This window comes from Neisseria sp. S1, from assembly GCF_048060015.1.
In the GTDB taxonomy this organism is placed as follows: Bacteria; Pseudomonadota; Gammaproteobacteria; order Burkholderiales; family Neisseriaceae; genus Neisseria; species Neisseria arctica.
In genome coordinates, this window is sequence record NZ_JBLUPI010000017.1 from 1 (window position 1) to 20783 (window position 20783).

The 20783-nt window shown below is 47.8% G+C and carries 21 protein-coding genes and 1 pseudogene; 10 read left to right on the forward strand and 12 right to left on the reverse strand.

Annotated features, from left to right (window positions below; genetic code table 11):
• Positions 1-284: pseudogene (locus tag ACEPPX_RS10705) on the forward strand (hypothetical protein); the annotation flags it as partial.
• Between the two features lie 176 nt (positions 285-460).
• Complete coding sequence (locus ACEPPX_RS10710) at positions 461-1042, forward strand: YhcB family protein (protein WP_416624028.1); 582 nt, start codon at positions 461-463, stop codon at positions 1040-1042.
• Between the two features lie 76 nt (positions 1043-1118).
• Here ACEPPX_RS10710 and ACEPPX_RS10715 read toward each other — a convergent pair whose 3' ends face one another.
• Complete coding sequence (locus ACEPPX_RS10715) at positions 1119-2501, reverse strand: phosphomannomutase/phosphoglucomutase (RefSeq protein ID WP_416624029.1); 1383 nt, start codon at positions 2499-2501, stop codon at positions 1119-1121.
• 629 nt (positions 2502-3130) lie between these two features.
• On the opposite strand from ACEPPX_RS10715, the gene ACEPPX_RS10720 reads away from it, so the two are divergent.
• Together ACEPPX_RS10720 and ACEPPX_RS10725 are read left to right on the forward strand one after the other, a co-directional pair.
• Positions 3131-3751, forward strand: coding sequence for a flavin prenyltransferase UbiX (locus tag ACEPPX_RS10720; protein ID WP_416624030.1), 621 nt, complete (start codon positions 3131-3133; stop codon positions 3749-3751).
• 271 nt (positions 3752-4022) lie between these two features.
• The gene (locus ACEPPX_RS10725) at positions 4023-4535 is read left to right on the forward strand and encodes a hypothetical protein (RefSeq protein WP_416624031.1); all 513 of its coding nucleotides are present in this window, start codon (positions 4023-4025) and stop codon (positions 4533-4535) included.
• 642 nt (positions 4536-5177) lie between these two features.
• Here ACEPPX_RS10725 and ACEPPX_RS10730 read toward each other — a convergent pair.
• The 9 genes from ACEPPX_RS10730 to ACEPPX_RS10770 all read right to left on the reverse strand — a co-directional run bounded on the left by ACEPPX_RS10730 (position 5178) and on the right by ACEPPX_RS10770 (position 15297).
• Positions 5178-6176, reverse strand: a complete 999-nt coding sequence (locus ACEPPX_RS10730; RefSeq protein WP_416624032.1) for an LLM class flavin-dependent oxidoreductase — start codon at positions 6174-6176, stop codon at positions 5178-5180.
• A 159-nt stretch (positions 6177-6335) separates the two neighbouring features.
• Positions 6336-8150, reverse strand: a complete 1815-nt coding sequence (locus ACEPPX_RS10735; protein ID WP_416624033.1) for a Na/Pi cotransporter family protein — start codon at positions 8148-8150, stop codon at positions 6336-6338.
• A gap of 180 nt (positions 8151-8330) precedes the next feature.
• A complete protein-coding gene (locus ACEPPX_RS10740) occupies positions 8331-8993 on the reverse strand; it encodes a UPF0149 family protein (protein WP_416624034.1) in 663 nt (220 codons plus the stop codon).
• A 68-nt stretch (positions 8994-9061) separates the two neighbouring features.
• Positions 9062-9838, reverse strand: coding sequence for a TrmH family RNA methyltransferase (locus ACEPPX_RS10745; RefSeq protein WP_416624035.1), 777 nt, complete (start codon positions 9836-9838; stop codon positions 9062-9064).
• A 201-nt stretch (positions 9839-10039) separates the two neighbouring features.
• Complete coding sequence (thiD, locus tag ACEPPX_RS10750) at positions 10040-10861, reverse strand: bifunctional hydroxymethylpyrimidine kinase/phosphomethylpyrimidine kinase (RefSeq protein WP_416624036.1); 822 nt, start codon at positions 10859-10861, stop codon at positions 10040-10042.
• A 298-nt stretch (positions 10862-11159) separates the two neighbouring features.
• A complete protein-coding gene (gene lolD / locus ACEPPX_RS10755) occupies positions 11160-11849 on the reverse strand; it encodes a lipoprotein-releasing ABC transporter ATP-binding protein LolD (RefSeq protein ID WP_416624037.1) in 690 nt (229 codons plus the stop codon).
• On the reverse strand, positions 11842-13092 hold the full coding sequence (locus ACEPPX_RS10760; RefSeq protein WP_047761838.1) for a lipoprotein-releasing ABC transporter permease subunit: 1251 nt from the start codon (positions 13090-13092) through the stop codon (positions 11842-11844). Before ACEPPX_RS10760 ends, lolD begins: the two co-directional genes overlap by 8 nt.
• A 408-nt stretch (positions 13093-13500) precedes the next feature.
• Complete coding sequence (locus tag ACEPPX_RS10765; RefSeq protein ID WP_416624038.1) at positions 13501-13845, reverse strand: hypothetical protein; 345 nt, start codon at positions 13843-13845, stop codon at positions 13501-13503.
• 90 nt (positions 13846-13935) lie between these two features.
• Positions 13936-15297, reverse strand: coding sequence for a polynucleotide adenylyltransferase PcnB (locus ACEPPX_RS10770; RefSeq protein ID WP_416624050.1), 1362 nt, complete (start codon positions 15295-15297; stop codon positions 13936-13938).
• 252 nt (positions 15298-15549) lie between these two features.
• Here ACEPPX_RS10770 and ACEPPX_RS10775 point away from each other — a divergent pair, with 252 nt between their 5' ends.
• The 4 genes from ACEPPX_RS10775 to purE are packed head-to-tail and all read left to right on the forward strand — an operon-like array spanning position 15550 to position 17686.
• A complete protein-coding gene (locus ACEPPX_RS10775; protein ID WP_047761840.1) occupies positions 15550-15735 on the forward strand; it encodes a DUF3460 family protein in 186 nt (61 codons plus the stop codon).
• A 21-nt stretch (positions 15736-15756) separates the two neighbouring features.
• Positions 15757-16425 (forward strand): class I SAM-dependent methyltransferase, encoded by a 669-nt coding sequence (locus ACEPPX_RS10780; protein WP_416624039.1) that lies wholly within the window; start codon positions 15757-15759, stop codon positions 16423-16425.
• A 17-nt stretch (positions 16426-16442) separates the two neighbouring features.
• Positions 16443-17144, forward strand: coding sequence for a tetratricopeptide repeat protein (locus tag ACEPPX_RS10785; RefSeq protein ID WP_416624040.1), 702 nt, complete (start codon positions 16443-16445; stop codon positions 17142-17144).
• A 53-nt stretch (positions 17145-17197) separates the two neighbouring features.
• Positions 17198-17686: a 5-(carboxyamino)imidazole ribonucleotide mutase gene (gene purE / locus ACEPPX_RS10790; RefSeq protein WP_416624041.1), complete on the forward strand. Its 489-nt coding sequence runs from the start codon at positions 17198-17200 to the stop codon at positions 17684-17686.
• Positions 17687-17849: 163 nt separating this feature from the next.
• Here the strand turns inward: purE and ACEPPX_RS10795 are convergent, their stop codons facing one another.
• Complete coding sequence (locus tag ACEPPX_RS10795) at positions 17850-18701, reverse strand: ferritin-like domain-containing protein (protein ID WP_416624042.1); 852 nt, start codon at positions 18699-18701, stop codon at positions 17850-17852.
• A gap of 62 nt (positions 18702-18763) precedes the next feature.
• Entirely contained in the window at positions 18764-18883 is a 120-nt protein-coding gene (locus tag ACEPPX_RS10800) for a hypothetical protein (RefSeq protein WP_414629269.1), read from the reverse strand.
• Positions 18884-19034: 151 nt separating this feature from the next.
• Here ACEPPX_RS10800 and lolA point away from each other — a divergent pair, with 151 nt between their 5' ends.
• Positions 19035-19655 carry an outer membrane lipoprotein chaperone LolA gene (lolA, locus tag ACEPPX_RS10805; protein WP_416624043.1) on the forward strand — a complete coding sequence of 207 codons (621 nt, stop codon included), beginning with the start codon at positions 19035-19037 and terminating at the stop codon, positions 19653-19655.
• Positions 19656-19868: 213 nt separating this feature from the next.
• Positions 19869-20783: a sulfate adenylyltransferase subunit CysD gene (cysD, locus tag ACEPPX_RS10810; RefSeq protein WP_416624044.1), complete on the forward strand. Its 915-nt coding sequence runs from the start codon at positions 19869-19871 to the stop codon at positions 20781-20783.

The following is a 20783-nucleotide window of genomic DNA, read 5'->3' on the forward strand; positions in this document are numbered from 1 at the left end:
ACATGATAATCACACCTGAATTAAGCCTAGAAGAAGCCGCATCAAGCCGCTTGCAGCAACTCAATGAACAACACGCCGAAAAAGGAATCTGGGCAGAGTTAAAACCGATTGAGCAGGCCATTTTGGCCGATATAGCACGCAACCCCAACACCAGCCCGTATAGCCAAGAAAGCCGACAACAATATGCCGCCGCGCTTGGTATAGCCAACGTGAGCAACAGTAACATACAGGCAGCCGATCCGGCTGCATATTTATATTTCTCTCCAACATATCTTATTGTTTAATAAAATCAAATAACTTTATAAGCTATAAACCTTGTTTATCTATTCGCTTCATTGGTAAGATGAAGACTATATCTATTCTTGAAAATAGCTGCCAAAAAAGAAAATGATACGAATCTACGGTATTTATTTTCATATTTGGGCAACCTAAAATTACCAAACCGGAAAAGGAGAGTATTGTGAACACACTGCCTTGGGAAGTACAACTCATACTGGCATTCGTTATCGGACTGGCAGTTGGTATCCTGATAACATGGCTTTTATTGCGTCAGAATAAAGCCAAGCAAAAAGAGCATGAAGAATTGGTACAAACTTTCCAGCATTACCGTCAAGATGTCGATAAACACTTTATCGATACCGCTGCCGCAGTAGATGAATTAAACCGCAGCTATCAGAAAGTGATACAGCATTTAAGTACGGGAGCCCAAAGCCTGATGGGTAAAGAGGCTTTGCAAGAACAGCTGGCGTTACGCAGCAATAAATCGGTTACGGTTTCTTATTTGGCCGCATCGGCAGTTGCTCCTGCAGCTTCTGAAATCACGGATAGCATTTTGCAAAGCGAAGGCATGAGTGTAGAAGAAACTGATGCACACTCTCCTGAAAAGCTAGAAGCCGATATCGCAGAGGCGGTACAAGTAGCCCCTCCTTCGGATCTTGATCCTGACGAGCAAATTCCAGTCAGCGAAGTACCCGTAACAGATGCGCCGCATGTTACCGAACTGGAAAATACGGAGCAATCTTCAAACTTGCCTAAATCCTAATTTAGCAAACCATGATAAAAAATATGCCGTCTGAAAATTTCAGACGGCATATTTTTAATGTTTTAAAAGCAATTAATCATAAAGGCCATTTCAAGCCCGGGCAGCTTTCAATCAACTGCTTGAATTGGCTTTGGATTCGGGTAATTGCCTCATCCGTATCGGCTTCAAAGCGCAATACCAATACGGGGGTCGTATTGGAAGCACGCATCAGGCCGAAGCCGTCTGCAAATTCAACACGTAGGCCATCAATGGTAATGACCTCTTGCGCACCTTCAAATTCGGCATCTGCCGCCAACTCACTAATAATCTGATGACCATTACTGCCTTCAGGCAGATGGATATTCAATTCAGGAGTAGAAATACTATCGGGCAAAGCATTTAATACCGCAGAAGGATCATCCGAAGCAGAAAGAATTTCCAACATACGACAGCCGGCATACATGCCATCGTCAAAGCCGAACCAGCGTTCTTTAAAGAAAGTATGGCCGCTCATTTCCCCCGCAACCAATGCGCTGTTTTTCTTCATGGAAGACTTAATAAAGCTATGCCCGGTTTTTTCCATAATCGGTTCCCCGCCATGCTTTTTAATCCAAGGAGCCAGCAAGCGGGTGGATTTCACATCGAAAATCACTTTCGCCCCCGGATTACGGCTCAAAACATCTTGGGCAAACAACATCAACTGACGGTCGGGGAAAATAATTTGGCCATCTTTGGTTACAACACCCAAACGGTCACCATCTCCATCAAATGCCAAACCGATTTCGGCATCGCCGTTTTCCAATGCATGTATAACATCTCGAAGATTCTCGGGCTTGGCCGGATCCGGATGATGATTTGGGAAATTGCCATCTACATCGCAATAAAGTTCGGTAACGGTACAGCCCAAAGCCCGATAAAGATCACCGGCAAAAGCTCCGGCAACGCCATTACCGGCATCGATAACGATATTCATCGGGCGGCGCAACTTAATATGTGCTGCTATATATTCGCGGTATTCTTCTGAAATATCCTTATGGGCAATATTTCCAGTAACCGCATTTTCTACAAAAGCATCATTTTCGATAGCGGCTAGCAATTCCTGAATACTCTCGCCGGCCAAAGTATCGCCGCCGAGCATCATTTTAAAACCATTGTAATCAGGAGGATTATGACTGCCGGTAATCATTACGCCGCTTCCGGAACATTCGCGGATAGCGGCGAAATAAAGCATCGGGGTGGCCACCATACCCACATTCAACACATGAATTCCGCATTCGGTAATTCCGCGTATCAAATTATCCATCAGAGCCGGACCACTCAAACGCCCGTCTCGACCTACGGCGATATGAGTGAGATTTTGTGCGGCTGCACGTGATGCGATAGCCTTACCGATTAAATATGCGGCATCTTCAGTGAGCGTCTTACCGACAATACCACGGATATCGTAAGCTTTAAAAATATCACGGGCGATTTGAGCCATCATTTTTCCTTTACTTGATCTGACAACGGAAAATTAAAAAATCCAACGGCTATTGTAACACAGCTATGTTTTTAATTATTCACAGATATGCCCGATACTTAACTGCCCACATTGCACATAAGCGCACTAAAACACCAACTGAAACTTACTGAGGCAACTCAGATGCCGTCTGAAAAACGTTTAGACAATGATTTTGGCTTGATTTGCCTAGCCCAAAATTAAAAACGAGCTATATCCGAATTTTATCGGATAGCTCGTTTGCTGTAATGGTACTGCTTTTTCTCTTCCTTCTCTCGCCTTGTTAACTTGGCGTCTCATTGAGTTTAAGCTCAATTTTTATGTGAAGAAATGTAATGTATCTACCCGAAATCTGCAAGCAGATAACAGAAAAAAATATTAAGAAAAGAGAAAAATTCCAATATTCATATAATTTTTAGCATTTATCAAAAATAAGATGCCTATTTTTCTTAAACCATATCTTTATCTTTCCCCAAAGGCCGTCTGAAAACCTTTAGGAAAACATTTCCGTACCCAATGTATCTCCTGCCATCATTCCTGCTATTCCGATTCCCATTTAAGCTGCCTTATCGTTTATAATCCTACCGTTACTTTTGCACCTGCTCCCTTCAATGAATACTCAAACGCACCCTATACAAACCGTTACCCTAGCCTTTACCGGTGCTTCAGGTATGCCTTACGGAATGCGGTTGCTCGAGTGTTTGCTAAATGCAGGTAAAACCGTATGGCTGCTTTATTCCCAAGCCGCCCAAGTGGTTGCAAAGCAAGAAATGGCGCTTCAGCTGCCTGCTTCGGCAGATGCTTGTCAGAAAACCTTATGCGAGCATTTTCGCGTTCCGCCCGAACGGCTGCGGGTATTCGGAAAAGACGAATGGTTTGCACCGCCCGCATCTGGAACAAATCCTGCCGATGCCATGATTATATGCCCCGCCAGCATGGGAGTGGTGGCCGCCATTGCCCACGGCACCTCCGACCACCTTATCGAACGCGCGGCCGATGTTGCCATCAAAGAACGCAAACCACTGATTATCGTCCCGCGTGAAGCCCCCTTATCCGCCCTGCATCTTCAAAACCTTTTAAATCTTGCCAAATTGGGCGTGGTAATACTACCTCCGTCCCCCGGTTTCTACCACCATCCGAAAACCATAGAAGACCTTATTGATTTTGTTGTTGCCCGTATTCTTGACCAGCTACGCATCCCCCACACATTAATGAAAAAATGGGGAGAATAAAGTGCAAGGATTACAAGAGTTTATAAAAATGATTATAGATTTTGCAAATTGGATATTGACAATACTCGATGCTTTGTTTTAATCTCAAGTCCATGAATACATCTAATTTACGCCCCTTTGCTTATTTTTATTGGTACCACACAAATGTGCGGTACTCTTTTGCGCTTGTCTGAAACACAGCAAAACCACATAAGCAAACGCGAAAAAAGCCGCCCAAGAAAACTTAGGCGGCTTCTTTTATTTGCCGCCGAATCTAACCGGAGCAAATAAAATGAAAGCAGCGACCTTGAAAACCCTTCCGCAAACAGAACCCTTACACTGCACCCACCTGATTGTAGACGGCAACAGCCACCGTACCGATTTATGCCAAACTACATTACCTGCAACTACCGGCGAGCACCCGATGATCAGCGAAGCGATGTTGCCTCAAATCCGTACCGTAGCCATGCTGATTGCAGCGATGCGTCATAAATTCGATGCGCCAAGCCCCGATACTTTCACTGAAGAAGCAGATTGGTTTGCCGCCCGCATCATTGTTTTGGGGGTACGCCGCTTCCACCTCGACATTACCTTGTTGCCCATGCTGACCACAGCAAACCGCCGCGCCCAAGCATTTCTCCAAAGCCGCGGCCTGCCCTTCACCGCTGCTGAAATGCGCATGAGCCTTCATGCCGGCCGCCCTGCCAATCTGCTAATTATTGAAACTGCCAGTAAAATCGGTAGCGGAAACGGTATGATCGCCGATACTTTAGCTCTTGCACGCAGCTTGAAAACTCCCGTTTAAATACCCTTTATATCTATAGGACATTTCAATTTCATACAGATGAAATCGGATAGCTATAAGGATACGGTATGTTTTAATTTGTCTGTAAATTGAACATAGGTGTGCTGCCCGGCTATACCCAAACATTTAAAATAAACGAATACTCTTTTGATAACTACTTTTTGTGTTTCACATTAAATTACTGTGCGCAGTGCGCTATCTCGGCTTAAACGACCTGTTTTAAATCCGTAAGTGCAAGCAATACTGAAAATCTTCTTAACTAAAGAAAATCTGGCTCACTTTACTTTTAAGATCCAGACGGGCTTGATCTTGATACTAATAAAACCTAAAACCAATTTCCAAACAGCCATTTGCAAACTTCTTAAATATTTAAATTTGGCTACACACTTACCGGCCAACATAATCCACCTATCAAACCGCCTAAACTTCTCGGCTGTCGAATAATTTCCAAAATAGCTTGAAGAAGCTCCAAATTAACAATTAACCTTCACCAGCTACTCTCAGATAACAATATTTTCCTGTCCGTAAAGAACCTATTGCAAACTTTCCAGCCAATCTGTTTTAACAACACACCCTCGCAAGCCCTAATAATATAAATGCCGTCTGAAAATATTTTCAGACGGCATTTATATTATTTTCTACTTACCCGATACAGCCATCAGAAACTATTTCTTTTAGCAAGCTGTAGGAACGGTATTGCTTTTCTTCATCATAAATATAGCTGACCGCCATCACTTCGTCCGCATGCAAACGGCTTTGGAATGATTCAAGCTGTTTGGCCACACTCTCTTTGCTGCCAACCAAAGATTCAGAAAGCATTTGCCTTACCATTGCTTCTTCCGCATGGCTCCATACTCCCTCCATGCTTTCTACCGGCAAGGGCAAAGGATTGCGCGTATTTCGCACCACATTCAGAAAAAATTGCTCTTGTGAAGTTGCCAAATAAGCGGCTTCTTCATCGCTGTCGGCCACAATAGCATTCAAACACACTATCACTTCGGGCTTATCAAGCACTGCCGAAGGTTTGAAACCGCGCCGGTAAATTTCTACGGCCATTTCCAGCATACGCGGGGCAAAATGTGCGGCAAAGACATAAGGCAAACCCAACTCCGCCGCAAGGTATGCGCTTTCGGTACTCGAGCCGAGTATATACAGCGGCACTTCCAAGCCCACGCCCGGAAATGCTTTCACATAACCTTGTTTGTCTGCCGGGCCAAAATAACGCTGCAAGGCACGGACATCATCGGGAAAATTCAGCGAAACATCCCGCTCGTTACGGCGTAAGGCTGCTGCCGTCAATTGATCGGTGCCGGGAGCCCGACCCAACCCGAGATCAACACGGTTTGGATAGATGGTAGCCAACGTGCCGTATTGTTCGGCAACCAACAACGGGCTATGGTTAGGCAGCATGACACCGCCCGAGCCAACGCGGATGGTTTCCGTATGCGCCAAAGTATGGCCAATCAACAATTGTGTGGCCGAACTGACCAAGCTGCCCGTATTATGGTGTTCGGCAATCCAATAACGCGCATAACCGAGTTTTTCGGCTTCCTTTGCCAGCTTAACCATAGATCCGATGGCTTCGGCATTAGTCTGCCCTGCACGCACCGGCACAAGGTTGAGCATGGAAACGGCTTTCATGATTTTTCCTTTTTTTGAATGGTGTGCATTTTTCATATAAAGGCCGTCTGAAAAGTATCAAGTGCTTTTGGCTGTTTTATTTTGTACGGAGGTGTATGTAAACAAAAATCCGCCCGGACAAACACTACCCGGGCGGAAATAAAATAAAAGGCAGATTATTCAAACATGCAAAATTTTTGTATCTTCTTCGGTTTCATCCAGTAATTTGTCTTCGGCTACACATAAAATTTCCAGTAAACCGCTACCGATGCGGCGGGCATAGTTGATATCGTTCATCAACGAGCTACTGCCCCAGCCATCAATCTGTTTGTCTCTCAACAACAATAAAACTTGGCTACGGAAAGCGGTGTCAAGCATAACGGTATATTCTTCCAAGCGTGCGACACCGGCATACCAATCTTCGCTATACAAAGGTTGGGCGGCAGTCTGCCTAAATAAAACCAAAATATCAAACAAACGTTTGCGCAAGTCGAGGTAATGGGGATATAGGCTGTGATCGGGTTGTTGCAGATAATGGCGCATATTTTTCTGCAAATGCTTACTGTCCTTCACCGTTTCCACCATATGCAATGCAGCCAATTGCGCCTGCATCATCAAATGCTGCTGTTGTGCATCTTCAAAATCAGCACGGCTGGTAAAATCCAACAACTCACTGTATACAGGCTTAATGTGGCAACGGTAAAGCTGCTCGGCGTCGAGCTCCAACGGCGGTTCCGGAGGCGGCAATTCTTGTTCCGCATGTTCGTAAAGCTGCTTTGAGGAAACAAATAAAACATGGCAAATGACTTCCAAACAAAGTGCCCCGAAATGACGTAACTCCTGATGGACTGCCATCACGGCGGTATCGCTGGATTTAAGCATATTCTTGGAAAGGTAAAGCGCATGGCTCACCGTTTCTTTTTGGGGTTTACGGGCTTTACTTTCTATTTCACCGGCAATCAGTACCTCTTCAGGCTGTTCAGGCAGCCAGCGCATCAGCATATCGGCCAAGCGGTTTTGCAGTTTCCAAAAAACCGCCAATCCCAACAGATTGAAAAGGGTATGAAACAATGCCAGCTGTAGTAAATTGTTCAAACCGACCCATCCGGCCAACATTTTTACTCCGCCCGTAAGCGGAAGCCACAATAATAATGACAACACGGCTGTTACCACGTTAAACAGCAAATGTGCCAAAGCCAGCCGCTTACCGCTGCGCTGGCTGCCCAGCATACCGACTAAAGCAGTAGAAATGCTGCTGCCGACGTTTGAGCCGACGGCAATGGCAAACCCTTGCTCCAAGCTGATTTGCCCTCCGGCCAATGCCGCCAGCGTAAGAATGAGGGTTGCATGTGTGGATTGGAGAATGATGGTAAGCAATAACCCGATACCGCTAAATACGGCTACTTCGAGCGCACCGCCGGCGGCCAACGTAGCAAAATCGACTTGGTCGCCAACATTTTGAAAACCGTTTTTAATCGCATCAATACCGATAAAAATCAGGGCAATACCAACCAAAACTCGCCCTATCGCCTTCATTTTTCCTTTGAAAAAACCGATCAGAATACCAAACACCAGCATCGGCACGGCCACGGGGCTGAGGCTGATGCTCTGCCCGGCCAAAGCCAGCAGCCAAATACCGCTTGTCGCCCCCAAATTGGTACCGAGCAATACGGCTATGCCGCCTGCCAAACCGATCAGCCCCGTACTTAAAAAAGCAATGGTCAGCAGAGATACCAACGTGCTGGATTGCAGGATAAAAGTCGCCCCCATGCCGAACAACATACCCCGCACCGGGGTTGCCGTACTCTGCGCCATCAATCGTTCTAAGGTACCTCCTGCGGCATTACGCAAACCTTCTTCAATACACTGCATGCCAAATAAAAACAAAGCCAAGCCATAACAAAGTTGCAGCCACGCCGGACTTGTCCAAAAACTATAGGCTAAAGCGGTTAGCAATACTGCTATCAAAAAGGGGCGGAAAGAGGGAAATTTCATCGGCATCGAGGTGATAGTCTGTAATATTCAAAGGCTTAATTTTTAGAAAAAATGTATTTTACTGTAGTCTTTTACAAAATGGTGGTAAAGCTGATGTATATTAGCAGGCGACAATGAAAGGCCGTCTGAAAGTTTTCAGACGGCCTTTTACACTAAAATACTTTAACAGCCAATCATAACTTAACTTCTACCGCAACAGGCTTTGTACTTTTTACCGCTGTCACACGGGCAAGCATCGTTACGTCCGATTTTTTCACCTTCCCGACGCACAGTTTTAGGTTTGTTAATCACCGCCTGCCAATAACCGTAAATATCCAGCAAGGTATGCGGAACTTCACTTTCTAATGCCGTCAGCTCTTTATCACTGAGGGAAAGTACGGTGCGCCCTTCTTCATCTTCATCGTAAAACCCGGCCAATGCCATCAACGGATAAAACAAGTCTTCAAATTCTTCATCATCAACCTCGGCAAACCAGTCGGTAGGCACGACGTCAAGAGCATAGAGATAGGCATTACACCAGCTGAAAAAATCGCTGTTGCCCTGTTCATCATCATACAAACATAACTCCGGCAGTTTTTTCGCCGCCAGCTGCTGTTTCATATCGGCCGCCCAGCTCAAAACCAACTTTTCAACTTCGGCCTTCTCTGCCTCGTCAAACAACTCTTCATCACCCAGCACCTCGGGCAGCCATTCGGCCGTATTCAAAGCGTCCGGACCGGAAAGCAAAGCCATCATAAAGCCTTGTACTTCGTCGCAACGCATAGCATTGCCGTTTTCGGCCTTGCTATCCAAAAGCCCGGCCAAACGTTTCGCAGCCGCATCATCAAATGTTTGTAATTGCATTATTTTTCCTATTTTCAAATTGTCATCGGCACTATAAATACCGCTATTTCGCCATCACATCAAACAGCCTATAAACGCCGCCGCATCTGTTCGAACAAACATATAGTCGCCGCCATCGCCACATTGAGCGACTCGGTTGCTCCAGCCATCGGAATTTTTACCGTACCATCCGCCGAATCCAGCATAGAATCGCTTACTCCGCTGCCTTCATTGCCGAACACCCACGCGCAAGGCATATGCTCGGGCATTTCGTACAAACTGTAATGACGCTTTTCGCTCAAAGCGGTCGCCCAAACCTTGCCCTTGTAAGCCTGACGCCATTGCAATAAATCGCCGCGGAAAAGCCTCAATAAAAAATGCGCTCCCATGCCGGCACGCAATACTTTCGGCGACCAAACATCGGCGCTGTCCTCGCTCAACACCACCTGCGAAACTCCTGATGCGGCAGCACTACGCAAAATCGTACCGACATTGCCCGGATCCTGTACCCGCTCCAACACTACGCAATCTCCGTTTTGCGGCAATGCCTCTTTAGCCGGAATGGCAATCAGGCTCATCACGTCTTCGCCTTCGGCCAGGCTGGTAATTTTTCCCAGAGCATCCTTGCTTACGCACACCACCTTTTCCGGCGGCAAAAGTACCAATAAGGATTGAACCTCTTCAAATTGTAATTTAGATTCGGGAACATACACCTGCAAAGGCTCAAAGCCGTTTTGCAGATACATTTGCAGTAAATGTATGCCTTCCAATACCGTTTGGGCCTTCTCCCGGCGTGCTTTGGCAGAACCAAGCAGTTTGGCCAAGCGCTTCAATTGTTCGTTTTGTGCGGAAGTAATCGTTTTCATAAGACCGGATTATATAGCCGATATGCTTTTTTTGATACAAGACGGCATCGTTTGGCAAACAGAGTCAGCGGTATAAAACCGGGGTTCGGCGTATAAAGCCGCCATATCGAAACATGAAAACAACAGGCCGTCTGAAAATTTCAGACGGCCTCGTAAAATAGCGGCTTTTAAGCTTTACTTATTTTGGATAAACACCGGCAATCAATCCCGAACCGTACGCCAAAAATGTGCCAGAGGACCATGCCCGCTGCCGAGATGCCAATATTGGCCGACCTCTATCGCCCCATGCAGATAGCTTTTGGCTGAGGCTACGGCAAAATTCAAATTGCCCCTATGCGGATACAAAGCCGCAATTGCCGCCGACAGCGTGCAACCCGTACCGTGTGTATTTTGAGTCGGAACACGCACATTCACAAAACATTGCGGCTGCTCCGATTGTTGTACCAACCAATCACGGGCCTCTTCTTGGCTTTGCCAGTGCCCGCCTTTGAGCAAAACAGCTTTTGCTCCCGACTCCAACAATTTTTCGCCTTGCACCAACATCTCTTTTTCATCCGTGGCAAGCGGATTACCCGTCAAAGCCGCCAACTCACTTAAATTCGGTGTCAGGACATCAGCCAAAGGAAGCAGCTCGCTGCACATTACTTCCACCGTATCTTCCAAGGCCAGCCTGTCGCCTGAGGTTGCCACCAACACAGGATCCAACACCACAAAAGGAACGGTATAGCGGCGTAACATATCTGCCACCACACGAATACTGGCGGCATCGGGCAGCATGCCGATTTTCACCGCATCAATGCGTATATCGCTAAATACCGACTCACACTGCTGCCCAATCATCTGCGGCGGTATCACATGCACACCCTGCACACCGCGCGTATTCTGAGCCGTTACCGCCGTAATTACGCTGGCTCCGTAAGCGCCTAACGCGCCGAAGGTTTTCAAATCCGCCTGAATGCCTGCCCCTCCGCCTGAATCAGATCCGGCTATGGTCAAAACGCGGGGAAAAGGTTTCTGCTGCATGAGTTCTCCTATAATTGGGTATTGTTATCGTGGGAATATTGCATAGGGGTCTCCCGACACATATTTAGGTTTGCTACCCTCGGCCGGAAAGCTTCCATATAAATATTTCTTCCTTCATTATACAGAAAGCCGCCTATATCCTTACCTAAAGGCATCAAAGCAGCTTATTTTCTTGAATTGGCTCTAAAATAAAGCTTTTTTAGTGGTTACTGTTTATAGATTGGCTTATTCTGCAAAAAAACCGTCTGAAAAATTATTCAGACGGCCTTTTTCAGCAAAACATACCGCTACAATACGGTTACGCAACAGGTTTATCTGCCAGATAACCGTCGCTCATCAGCATTACCCGATCGAAACGGGCAGCCAGTTCGTCATCGTGTGTTACCACTACCAAAGCAGTACCCAGCTCGTTTTTCAAATCCAGCATCATATCCAAAATATTTTGGGCATTTTTACGGTCAAGATTACCGGTCGGTTCATCAGCCAACAAACATTTCGGACGGGTAACCAATGCGCGGGCGATCGCCGCACGTTGGCGCTCCCCCCCCGACAGCTCGCTCGGGCGGTGCAGCATACGCTGTTTTAGCCCGACCTTTTCCAGCATAGCCGCAGCTTGGCTTTCGGCTTCCACCTTAGGCTTTTTACCGATCAAAAGCGGCATCATCACGTTTTCCAAAGCCGAAAACTCCGGTAGCAGGTGGTGAAACTGGTAAACAAAGCCCAAGTATTGATTGCGCAAGTCGCCCAACGTCTTCTGGCTCATATTATTCAAATCATGACCCATCAGATTGACGCTGCCCGAACTGGGCATATCCAAACCGCCCAAAATATGCAGCAAAGTTGATTTACCGCTACCCGAAGCACCAATAATACTCACACTCTGACCCGCCGCCACTTGGAAATCAAGGTTTTGCAACACGTTTACATTTAACTCGCCATCACGATAGCTTTTGCTGACACGGTTGCACGACAAAACTACATTACTCATAACGCAAAGCCTCCGCAGGTTGGGTTTTCGCCGCTCGCCAGCTCGGGTAAAGGGTGGCTAAAAATGCCAACAACAGCGAAATACAAGCAATCACCACCACATCACGCGGATTTACGTCACTGGGTAGATAATCGATAAAATAAATTTGCGAATTGATCAGATGAACACCGAAAAGGTTTTCAAAGAAAGCCACGATTCGGCCTACGCTCAAGCCCAACAATACTCCCAACACCACACCTATCAAAGTACCGAAAAAGCCTGCAAACGCACCTTGTACCATAAAAATCTTCATCACGCCGCCGGGCGACAGACCCAAGGTACGCAAAATCGCAATATCGGCTTGTTTTTCGGTAACCGCCATCACCAAAGACGAAACCAAATTAAAAGCCGCCACCGCGATAATCAGCGTAAGAATGATAAACATCATACGTTTTTCCAATTCTACCGCCTCAAAATAACTACGGTTGGAAAAAGTCCAATCGCGCACCCATACTTTGTCCTGCTCTGCTTTCGGAATCAGATTGGCGGTGAACGACGGGGCATTTTGCGGATCGGCCAACTTCAAGCGCAAACCGCCTACGCCGTCACCCATGCGGTAGAGTACCTGCGCATCCTGCAAATGCGTCATCGCCAGCGAGTTATCGACCTCATACACCCCCGTCTTCACAATACCGACTACATTAAATTGTTTCAAACGAGGTACCACGCCGGCTGGCGTAACATTGCCTTCGGGCGTAATCACGGTTACTTTACCGCCGGCTTCTGCCCCCAAGGCTTCCGCCAAACCTTGGCCGAGAATAATATCGAACTCACCCGCTTTCAAATCTTTAAAGCTGCCTTGTGGCATATTTTGGCCGTAATCCACCACTGCCTGTTCTTCATCAGGAAGAATACCGCGCAACTGTACACCGCGCACTTCACCGGCGTTAGCCAACAAAGCCTGGTCGGCGACATAAGGCGCCGTTGCCAATACTTCTTTTTTACCGGCTATATATTTGCGCAAATCCTGCCATGATTCTCCGGCAGAAGAATCGTAATAACCGATTTCCGCATGCGGCGCCACATTCAGCAACTGCCCGCGGATTTCCTTCTGAAAACCGTTCATCACCGACAGCACCACAATCAGTGCCATAACACCCAAAGCGATACCGGCAATCGAAATCATTGTAATGAACGACATAAAGCCGTTGCGCTTTTTTGCCCGCAGATAGCGCAGGCCGATCCAGGTTTCTAAAGAAGCCATCTGTGCGGCAACCCTTTTTTAGTCAAGATAATCCGGCATTGTACCGTAAAACAGGTTAAATCTGTTTAGCGTATGGTAAGAAGCTCCCGGCGCCGTACAATTGTTTAATTATTTTTTAAAACCCTATTTATCCAAGGCAATCCCATAAAATATGCCGTCTGAAAAAATTTCAGACGGCATATTCAAACAAATCCAAAATACAAAACGGCAGAATCCGCACCTTATGCGTTCTCCGCAAACCAAAAGAATTAGTTTGGCTTTAAACTAAACTCCTAAATACTAACGACGGTGTACCTACGATTTTAAACACTCCCCACCGGCAGATTAAAACAATGGCGGCCCAAACAGAGCCGCCGTAAAAATTTATTCTAAATTTAAAATATATTAATCCGATATCACAAAATCAAATTAATTTTTAGTATGGCAACAGCTTTCAGTATGGTCATGATCTTCGCCGCATTCTGCCAACGCCTCTTGCCATGCTTCGTCATCGCCGTCGAACTCCATTACTTCGGCATACTCGCCGCTTTCGAGCAACGCTACCATTTCTTCCAGAGAATGTGCGCCCTCCACCCAATCGCAAGGAATATCAGGCGGAGTGTCTGGAGCCAAAACGGCTGCCAGCCCATCATGCCATGCCACCCAATAGCCGTTTTCCGTTTGCACGAATACCGATTCGGGATGAATGATTTCACCTTCCGTACCAGCCAACATACGTTCGGCAATCTCTTTTTGGAAAGGTAAGATTTGCATTAAATACTCCTAAAAATCGTTTGGCGGGGCATTATATAGCCAAGCCGAATATTGTTTTAAATGTTTTACCAATTACAACAAATGTATCTGTTATGCCGCTTCCGCCTTAGGTTTCCGTTTGCGCGGCTTGCGGCGGCGTTTTTTCTTTACGGCAACCTCTCCGCCATCATCCCATGAAGCACTCTCGCTACGCATACCGCTTTGCGCCATTTCATTACGCAAAACCTCATCGGCATGTTGGAAAGCCGTCCACCATTGGGCCAACGCCTCGTCTACTTCACCCATTTGCGCGCGCAATATTAAAAAATCGTAAGCGGCACGGAAGCGCTGCTGCGCCAATAACCGGTGCGGCCGTGCACCTTTGCAGTATTCAAACTGAGGCTGCAATACCCAAATTTCGCGCATAGTCGCAGCAAAACGCTGGGGTACGCCCCACCCCTTTTCCATTTCATCTCGAAAATCGGCAATCGCCGAATTCATGGCGCCTGCCGGTTTCTGTCCCTGCATCAAATATTGTTGCCAACGCCCGTTCAGTTGCGGCCATAATACCGCTGCCAATACAAACCCCACCGACACCGACTTATCTGCACGCAGGCGTGCATCCGTATTGTGAAGAGCCAAAGTAACAATGTTTTGACCGTTCCCCTGCGCACTTTGACACAAGGCATTCAGCAACGGGTGAATATTCGCATCCACCCCCAATACTTTCAGCTGTTGCAAGCATTGGAGAGCATGGCCCGAAAACAGCAGTTTCATAATTTCGTCAAACAACCGGGCCACCGGTTCTTGCTTCAGGCGGCTTGCGGCTTGCGGGATAGGCTCGGCCGTAGGTACATCGACCTCAAATCCCAATTTGCCCGAAAGGCGTACTGCGCGCAAAACCCGAACCGGATCTTCCTGATAGCGCGCCGCCGGATTTCCTATCATCACCAATTTACGCGCACGCACCGCCTCCACCCCACAGTGGAAATCTAATAACTGCTGGCGAATAGGATCGTAATACAAGGCATTGCAAGTAAAATCCCGACGCATGGCATCCTCTTCAATACTGCCGTAAGTATTGTCTTTCATGATGCGGCCGTGCTCGTTTTGCTGGACCTTACCACCACCGCGGAAAGTCGTTACTTCAATCGTTTCCGGCCCCACCATCACATGCACGATTTGAAAACGGCGTCCGATAATGCGGCTGCGGCGAAACACCTTGCGTACCTGCTCAGGAGTCGCATCGGTAGCCACATCAAAATCTTTCGGCTCGATCCCCAGCAGCAGGTCGCGCACTGCTCCGCCCACCACATAAGCCTGGAATCCTTCCTGATGCAGTCTTTTCACCACCTTTTCAGCGGCAAAGCTAATCATATCGGCACGAATGCCGTGCTCCGCAAATTCCAACACCTGCTTTTGCACACGCCCGCGCCCGCCGGGCAGTACTTTGTGCAGCCATTTTTTCAACATAAACTTGTCCACCATACGGGAAAAAAGGCCGTCTGAAACGCAGCGGGTTGCCAAACGAAACCTTTGCAGGGATATCTTTATTTAAAATATTCCTGCAAAGGTTTCAGACGGCCTTAAATTTCAAAACGATAATTATACCTTAAAGACTGCCTCGAAAAAAATTTATCGGCTATAATAAGCGCCACCCGAGCCAAGCCCCGAATACTGAAGCATACGGTTAGGGACAGCCGATTTTTATCAGGAGCACACAGCATGTACAACTACAAATCCGAAGCTACCCAATTTATCGAAGAATACCTGGATAAAAACCCGCAAGAAGCCGAACAACGCCTGAAAAACCGCGCCTTATTGTGGGATGTCGAACTCAACCCCGAAGAACAGGCCGACTTTGCAGCAGCCGCACTGCCGAAAAAACCTTATGCCTACCAACCCGACTGATTATTTCAGACGGCCTCAGTCATGACCATAAACACCGGCAATATCCACCCCGGCCTTATTGATTATCTTCGCCGCATCAGCGAACCCGAGCATCCCGCCCTTACCGAGTTGCGTAGCCAAACCGCACAGCACCGCTTGGGCAATATGGCGATTGCTCCCGAACAGGCCTCTCTGCTCGCATGGCTTGCACGCTTGATGTGCGCCGAACGATATCTCGAAATCGGCGTATTCACCGGATACAGCAGTACCACCATGGCCTTAGCCCTGCCGCCCCACGGTAAAATTACCGCATGCGATATCAACGTCAGCTTCACCGACATCGCCCGCCAAAGTTGGGAACGTGCCGGCGTGGCTGATAAAATCACACTCCATATCCAACCGGCCTTACTCACTTTAGAAGAGCTGCTGGACGATGGCGAAGCAGAAAGCTATGACATCGCCTTTATTGATGCGGACAAACCGCCCACCCCGCAATATTACGAATATTGCCTGCGATTGGTACGCAAAGGCGGCCTGATAGCTATTGACAATGTATTGCTAAACGGTCGGGTTATCAATCCGCCGGCGGCAGACAACCCGCCCAGTCTGAAAATTCTGCAAGATTTCAACGAATCCTTACCGCACGATACCCGTATCATTCCGATCACCCTGCCCGTGGGCGATGGTCTAACCCTGTTGCTCAAAAAATAAACCCGCAGGAAAACATTATGAAAAAAACCTGTCTTTTCAGTCTTTCCAGTATTTTTCTGAGTGCATGCGCCGTTACGGCACAACCTTCGGCAGCCGCTCCGGATACCGGCAATCCGCCGCCTTACATACGCGAAACCAAACCGGTACCCTATCCCACCGTTGATACGCAATCCGAAATCGAACGCTTGGGCATACACGTCGCACGCATGCAACAACAAATCAAAAGCTTGCAGCAGCGCATTCAACAACTCGAACGCGCTTCATCAGTACCCGCCCATACCGCTCGCCCCGCAGCGCGAAAAGATAACCGGAGCAATACCAGCTCCGTACCCGCCCGAACAAACAATACCCGTGACCAAGACCGCTATCTGCAAGCCCGCCAACAATACAACCAGGGGCGCTACACTGCCGCCGTAAACCTGCTCAATGATGCGGAAGGCGGGGGCAACGGCAGCGAAACAGACCGTCTCAGTATGTTTCTTCTGATGCAGAGCCATTACCGCTTATCAAACTGCGAATCCGTGATCAATATCGGCAACCGCTACGCCAACCGTTTCCGCAGCAGCCCGGATGCTCCCGATGCGCTCTATAACGTAGGCTTGTGCCAACAGAGGATGCAGCAGCGCGATATTGCCCGCGACACCTTACGCAAACTTATCCAAACCTACCCGGACAGTGCCGCCGCCAAGCGTGCGGCAGTCCAGCTCAAACAACGTTGAGAACACCGCCGCCCGTGAGGCGCTTTTAATATTTATACTTAAAGGAACACACCATGGTTCAAGTCGGTATTATTATGGGCAGCAACAGCGATTGGCCGGTAATGCAACACGCCGCCCAGTTTTTACAGCAATTCGGCGTATCCTTTGAAGCTAGGGTGGTTTCAGCACACCGCACACCTGATTTAATGTTCGAATATGCTGAAACCGCCCGCGAACGCGGCATAAAAGCCATCATCGCAGGGGCAGGCGGCGCAGCCCACCTGCCCGGCATGGTCGCTGCCAAAACCACCGTACCCGTTTTGGGCGTACCCGTACCGAGCAAATATCTGCGCGGCGAAGACTCCCTGCTATCCATCGTACAAATGCCAAAGGGCGTACCGGTTGCCACCTTTGCCATTGGCGAAGCAGGCGCGGCCAACGCGGCTTTATTCGCCGTTTCCCTTTTGGCTAACGAAGATGCCGAACTGGCAGAAAAACTGGCAAAATTCCGCACCGCTCAAGAACAAGCCGTTTTGAATATGGAATTACCCGAAACGGTGTAAACCCATAACTGATAAAAAATTGCGGGCATCTCGGCCTGCACTGTTTTGATAGACAGTTAAACCGGTCTTGCCTAATACTAATGCCGTCTGAAATTCCAGACGGCATTTTTTAAGAGGATTTATAGTGATAATGCAAACAGCACAAAATATTACCCATTGAATGTTAACGGCTTAATGCCTGCTGCCAACTCCCCTGCATCGGCCGGACTTTTAAAGATGCTTCAAAATCTTCTAACATTGCCAGCTCAAAACGGCTAAAACCTGCACGCTCTCTTGCTTCCAAATTCACATAACCGCGGAAAACAAACAAATCATACCTACTCAACAAACGCCTGAACAAAGCCACCGGTTCCAAGCCCCGCTTCCGGCAAAGGTACTGATACCAATAATTGCCGATCTGTACATGGCCGACTTCATCACGATAAATAATATCCAAAACCGCACACGTTTCATCATCACCGCGCTGGGCCACTTTGGCCCGTATCCCGGGCGTTACATCCAATCCGCGCGCCTCCAACACACGCGGCACCAACGCCATGCGCAACAAAGGATCGAAAGCAGTTTTATAAGCCATATCCCATAAATGGTTATGCGCTTCGAAATCACCGTAGTCATAACCCAGATCATTCAAGCGCCCGCGCATCAGGCTGAAATGGTAAGCTTCCTCTTTGGCTACCCGCAGCCAGTCGTCGGTAAAAGCTTCCGGCAACAGGCGGAAACGATAAGCCGCATCCAAAGCCAAGTTAATGGCGTTGAACTCTATATGGCAGATGGCATGCAGCATGGCCGCATATCCCTCTTTCGTACTCATTTTACGCTGCCGAACTTGTGCCGGAGGCACCAATAAAGGGCGCCGCGGCCGACCGGCAAAACGGAAATCAGCCACTGCCCCGGCAGCCAAACACCCCAACCGCCCAGCTTGCCGGGCTTGGTAAATCTCATTTGTCAAACGACATTTTTCAACAGCGTCTTCTGCTAAAAGCACCGCTTCCAAAAACGGATAAATAGAATCCATGTTTCGTACAAAATACTCTTCTTACAAATAATCTACCATTATAGCGCAAGCCCGAAAATCATTTAAAAATCACAATGAATTTTGAATTTACATTTTTTTGCCCGCTGCTTTACCATACCAACGGCATTTAAATAAACGTAAACAGCCGCTTTCAGGCAAAAATAAAATCCTCTTGAACTCAACCGATTGTGTTAAGGTTTAGCCGTTTACACAATTTATCCTGCCGCATAACCACTATCTGAAACAACTGCCGCCCGTATCCGGCTACTGGAAATTTTCCAACAACACGCCATAATGGCAACACACATGTTGTCCCATCCAAAAAGGAGCATTATGAAACAACAACGCATCATCCGAACCTTTACCGCATTGGCGCTTACCGGTGTCATCGGCTTTGCACAAGCAGGCGCTATTGATGCGCTGAAAAAATTTAATGCCGATACGGACGGCATCAGCGGAAACTTCAGCCAAACCGTGAAAAGCAAAAAGCGCACCCAAACCACGCAAGGCTCCTTTCAAATCCTCCGCCCCGGCCTGTTCAAATGGGAATACACACGCCCCTACAAACAAACCATCGTTGGCGACGGCAAAACCATTTGGCTTTACGATGTTGACTTGGCACAAGTAACCAAATCATCGCAAAACCAAACCATCGGCGACAGTCCCGCCGCCATCCTTTCAAATAAAACCGCGCTTGAAAGCAGCTACAACCTGAAAGAAGACGGCAGCAGCAACGGTATCGATTATGTATTGGCACAGCCTAAACGCAACAACGCCGGCTACCAATATATCCGAATCGGCTTCAAGGGAGACAATCTGGCCGCCATGCAGTTGAAAGACAGCTTCGGCAACGAAACCAGCATTAGCTTCAGCAACCTCAATACCAAGCCGAACCTTTCACGCAATACTTTCAAATTCACACCGCCCAAAGGTGTAGACGTATTGAGCAATTAATATCCGCTGCATACAAAAAAGGCCGTCTGAAATTTTCAGACGGCCTTTTTCAATGGCAAAACCATTTAAAGAAATAAAGCCAAGCAAATCCAATCCACCTCTTCATATAACTAAAGCGCATTTTATTACAACCAAGCATTCTTTCCCTTTTTTAAACGGCCTGTTTAAAGTAGAGCCTAACTTATTCAAGACACTGCCCAAAAAGGAATCATTATGCCCATTCAAAATCGACACCTCGATTGGCTTGAAGCAGAATCTATTTATATTATCCGCGAAGTGATTGCCGAATCGAAAAATCCCGCCCTACTGTTTTCAGGCGGTAAAGATTCGGTTGTTTTGCTTTCGCTGGCAGTCAAAGCCTTCCGCATTCCCGGCCGCCCACTCAATTTGCCTTTCAAACTACTGCACGTCGATACCGGACACAACTACCCCGAAGTTATCCGCTTTCGGGATGAAACCGTCGCCCGCACCGGCGTAAAACTTGTTGTCGGCCATGTAGAAGACTCTATCAAAAAAGGAACAGTGGTTTTGCGCCGGGAAACCGATTCTCGTAATGCCGCGCAAGCCGTTACGCTATTGGAAACAATCGAAGAACACGGCTTCGACGCACTAATGGGCGGGGCACGCCGAGATGAGGAAAAAGCCCGTGCCAAAGAACGTATTTTCTCTTTCCGCGACGAGTTCGGCCTGTGGGATCCGAAAAACCAACGTCCCGAGCTGTGGAGCTTGTATAACACCCGTTTGTTTGCCGGTGAAAATATGCGCGTTTTCCCGATATCCAACTGGACCGAACTGGATGTCTGGCAATATATCGAACGTGAAAACCTTGCTCTACCACCAATTTATTACGCCCACCAGCGCGAAGTAGTCGAACGCAACGGCCTACTGGTTCCCGTTACCCGGCTTACCCCAAAACGTGATAGCGAAACCGCTTCGGTGCGAAGCGTACGCTTCCGAACCGTCGGTGATATTTCATGTACCTGTCCCGTTGCCAGTACTGCCGCCACACCGTCTGAAATTATTGCCGAAACCGCCGCCGCCACTATTTCCGAACGCAGCGCCACCCGTATGGACGACCGCACATCAGAAGCTGCGATGGAAGAACGCAAGAAAGCCGGTTATTTCTAA

What these genes read in the sequence shown, in the direction of transcription:
- ACEPPX_RS10715 (WP_416624029.1), bottom strand. Translation starts at nt 2,501, where the DNA reads ATGGCTCAAATCGCCCGTGATATTTTTAAAGCTTACGATATCCGTGGT.
- ACEPPX_RS10720 (WP_416624030.1), top strand. Translation starts at nt 3,131, where the DNA reads ATGAATACTCAAACGCACCCTATACAAACCGTTACCCTAGCCTTTACC.
- ACEPPX_RS10725 (WP_416624031.1), top strand. Translation starts at nt 4,023, where the DNA reads ATGAAAGCAGCGACCTTGAAAACCCTTCCGCAAACAGAACCCTTACAC.
- ACEPPX_RS10730 (WP_416624032.1), bottom strand. Translation starts at nt 6,176, where the DNA reads ATGAAAGCCGTTTCCATGCTCAACCTTGTGCCGGTGCGTGCAGGGCAG.
- ACEPPX_RS10735 (WP_416624033.1), bottom strand. Translation starts at nt 8,150, where the DNA reads ATGAAATTTCCCTCTTTCCGCCCCTTTTTGATAGCAGTATTGCTAACC.
- ACEPPX_RS10740 (WP_416624034.1), bottom strand. Translation starts at nt 8,993, where the DNA reads ATGCAATTACAAACATTTGATGATGCGGCTGCGAAACGTTTGGCCGGG.
- ACEPPX_RS10745 (WP_416624035.1), bottom strand. Translation starts at nt 9,838, where the DNA reads ATGAAAACGATTACTTCCGCACAAAACGAACAATTGAAGCGCTTGGCC.
- thiD (WP_416624036.1), bottom strand. Translation starts at nt 10,861, where the DNA reads ATGCAGCAGAAACCTTTTCCCCGCGTTTTGACCATAGCCGGATCTGAT.
- lolD (WP_416624037.1), bottom strand. Translation starts at nt 11,849, where the DNA reads ATGAGTAATGTAGTTTTGTCGTGCAACCGTGTCAGCAAAAGCTATCGT.
- ACEPPX_RS10760 (WP_047761838.1), bottom strand. Translation starts at nt 13,092, where the DNA reads ATGGCTTCTTTAGAAACCTGGATCGGCCTGCGCTATCTGCGGGCAAAA.
- ACEPPX_RS10765 (WP_416624038.1), bottom strand. Translation starts at nt 13,845, where the DNA reads ATGCAAATCTTACCTTTCCAAAAAGAGATTGCCGAACGTATGTTGGCT.
- ACEPPX_RS10770 (WP_416624050.1), bottom strand. Translation starts at nt 15,297, where the DNA reads ATGTTGAAAAAATGGCTGCACAAAGTACTGCCCGGCGGGCGCGGGCGT.
- ACEPPX_RS10775 (WP_047761840.1), top strand. Translation starts at nt 15,550, where the DNA reads ATGTACAACTACAAATCCGAAGCTACCCAATTTATCGAAGAATACCTG.
- ACEPPX_RS10780 (WP_416624039.1), top strand. Translation starts at nt 15,757, where the DNA reads ATGACCATAAACACCGGCAATATCCACCCCGGCCTTATTGATTATCTT.
- ACEPPX_RS10785 (WP_416624040.1), top strand. Translation starts at nt 16,443, where the DNA reads ATGAAAAAAACCTGTCTTTTCAGTCTTTCCAGTATTTTTCTGAGTGCA.
- purE (WP_416624041.1), top strand. Translation starts at nt 17,198, where the DNA reads ATGGTTCAAGTCGGTATTATTATGGGCAGCAACAGCGATTGGCCGGTA.
- ACEPPX_RS10795 (WP_416624042.1), bottom strand. Translation starts at nt 18,701, where the DNA reads ATGGATTCTATTTATCCGTTTTTGGAAGCGGTGCTTTTAGCAGAAGAC.
- lolA (WP_416624043.1), top strand. Translation starts at nt 19,035, where the DNA reads ATGAAACAACAACGCATCATCCGAACCTTTACCGCATTGGCGCTTACC.
- cysD (WP_416624044.1), top strand. Translation starts at nt 19,869, where the DNA reads ATGCCCATTCAAAATCGACACCTCGATTGGCTTGAAGCAGAATCTATT.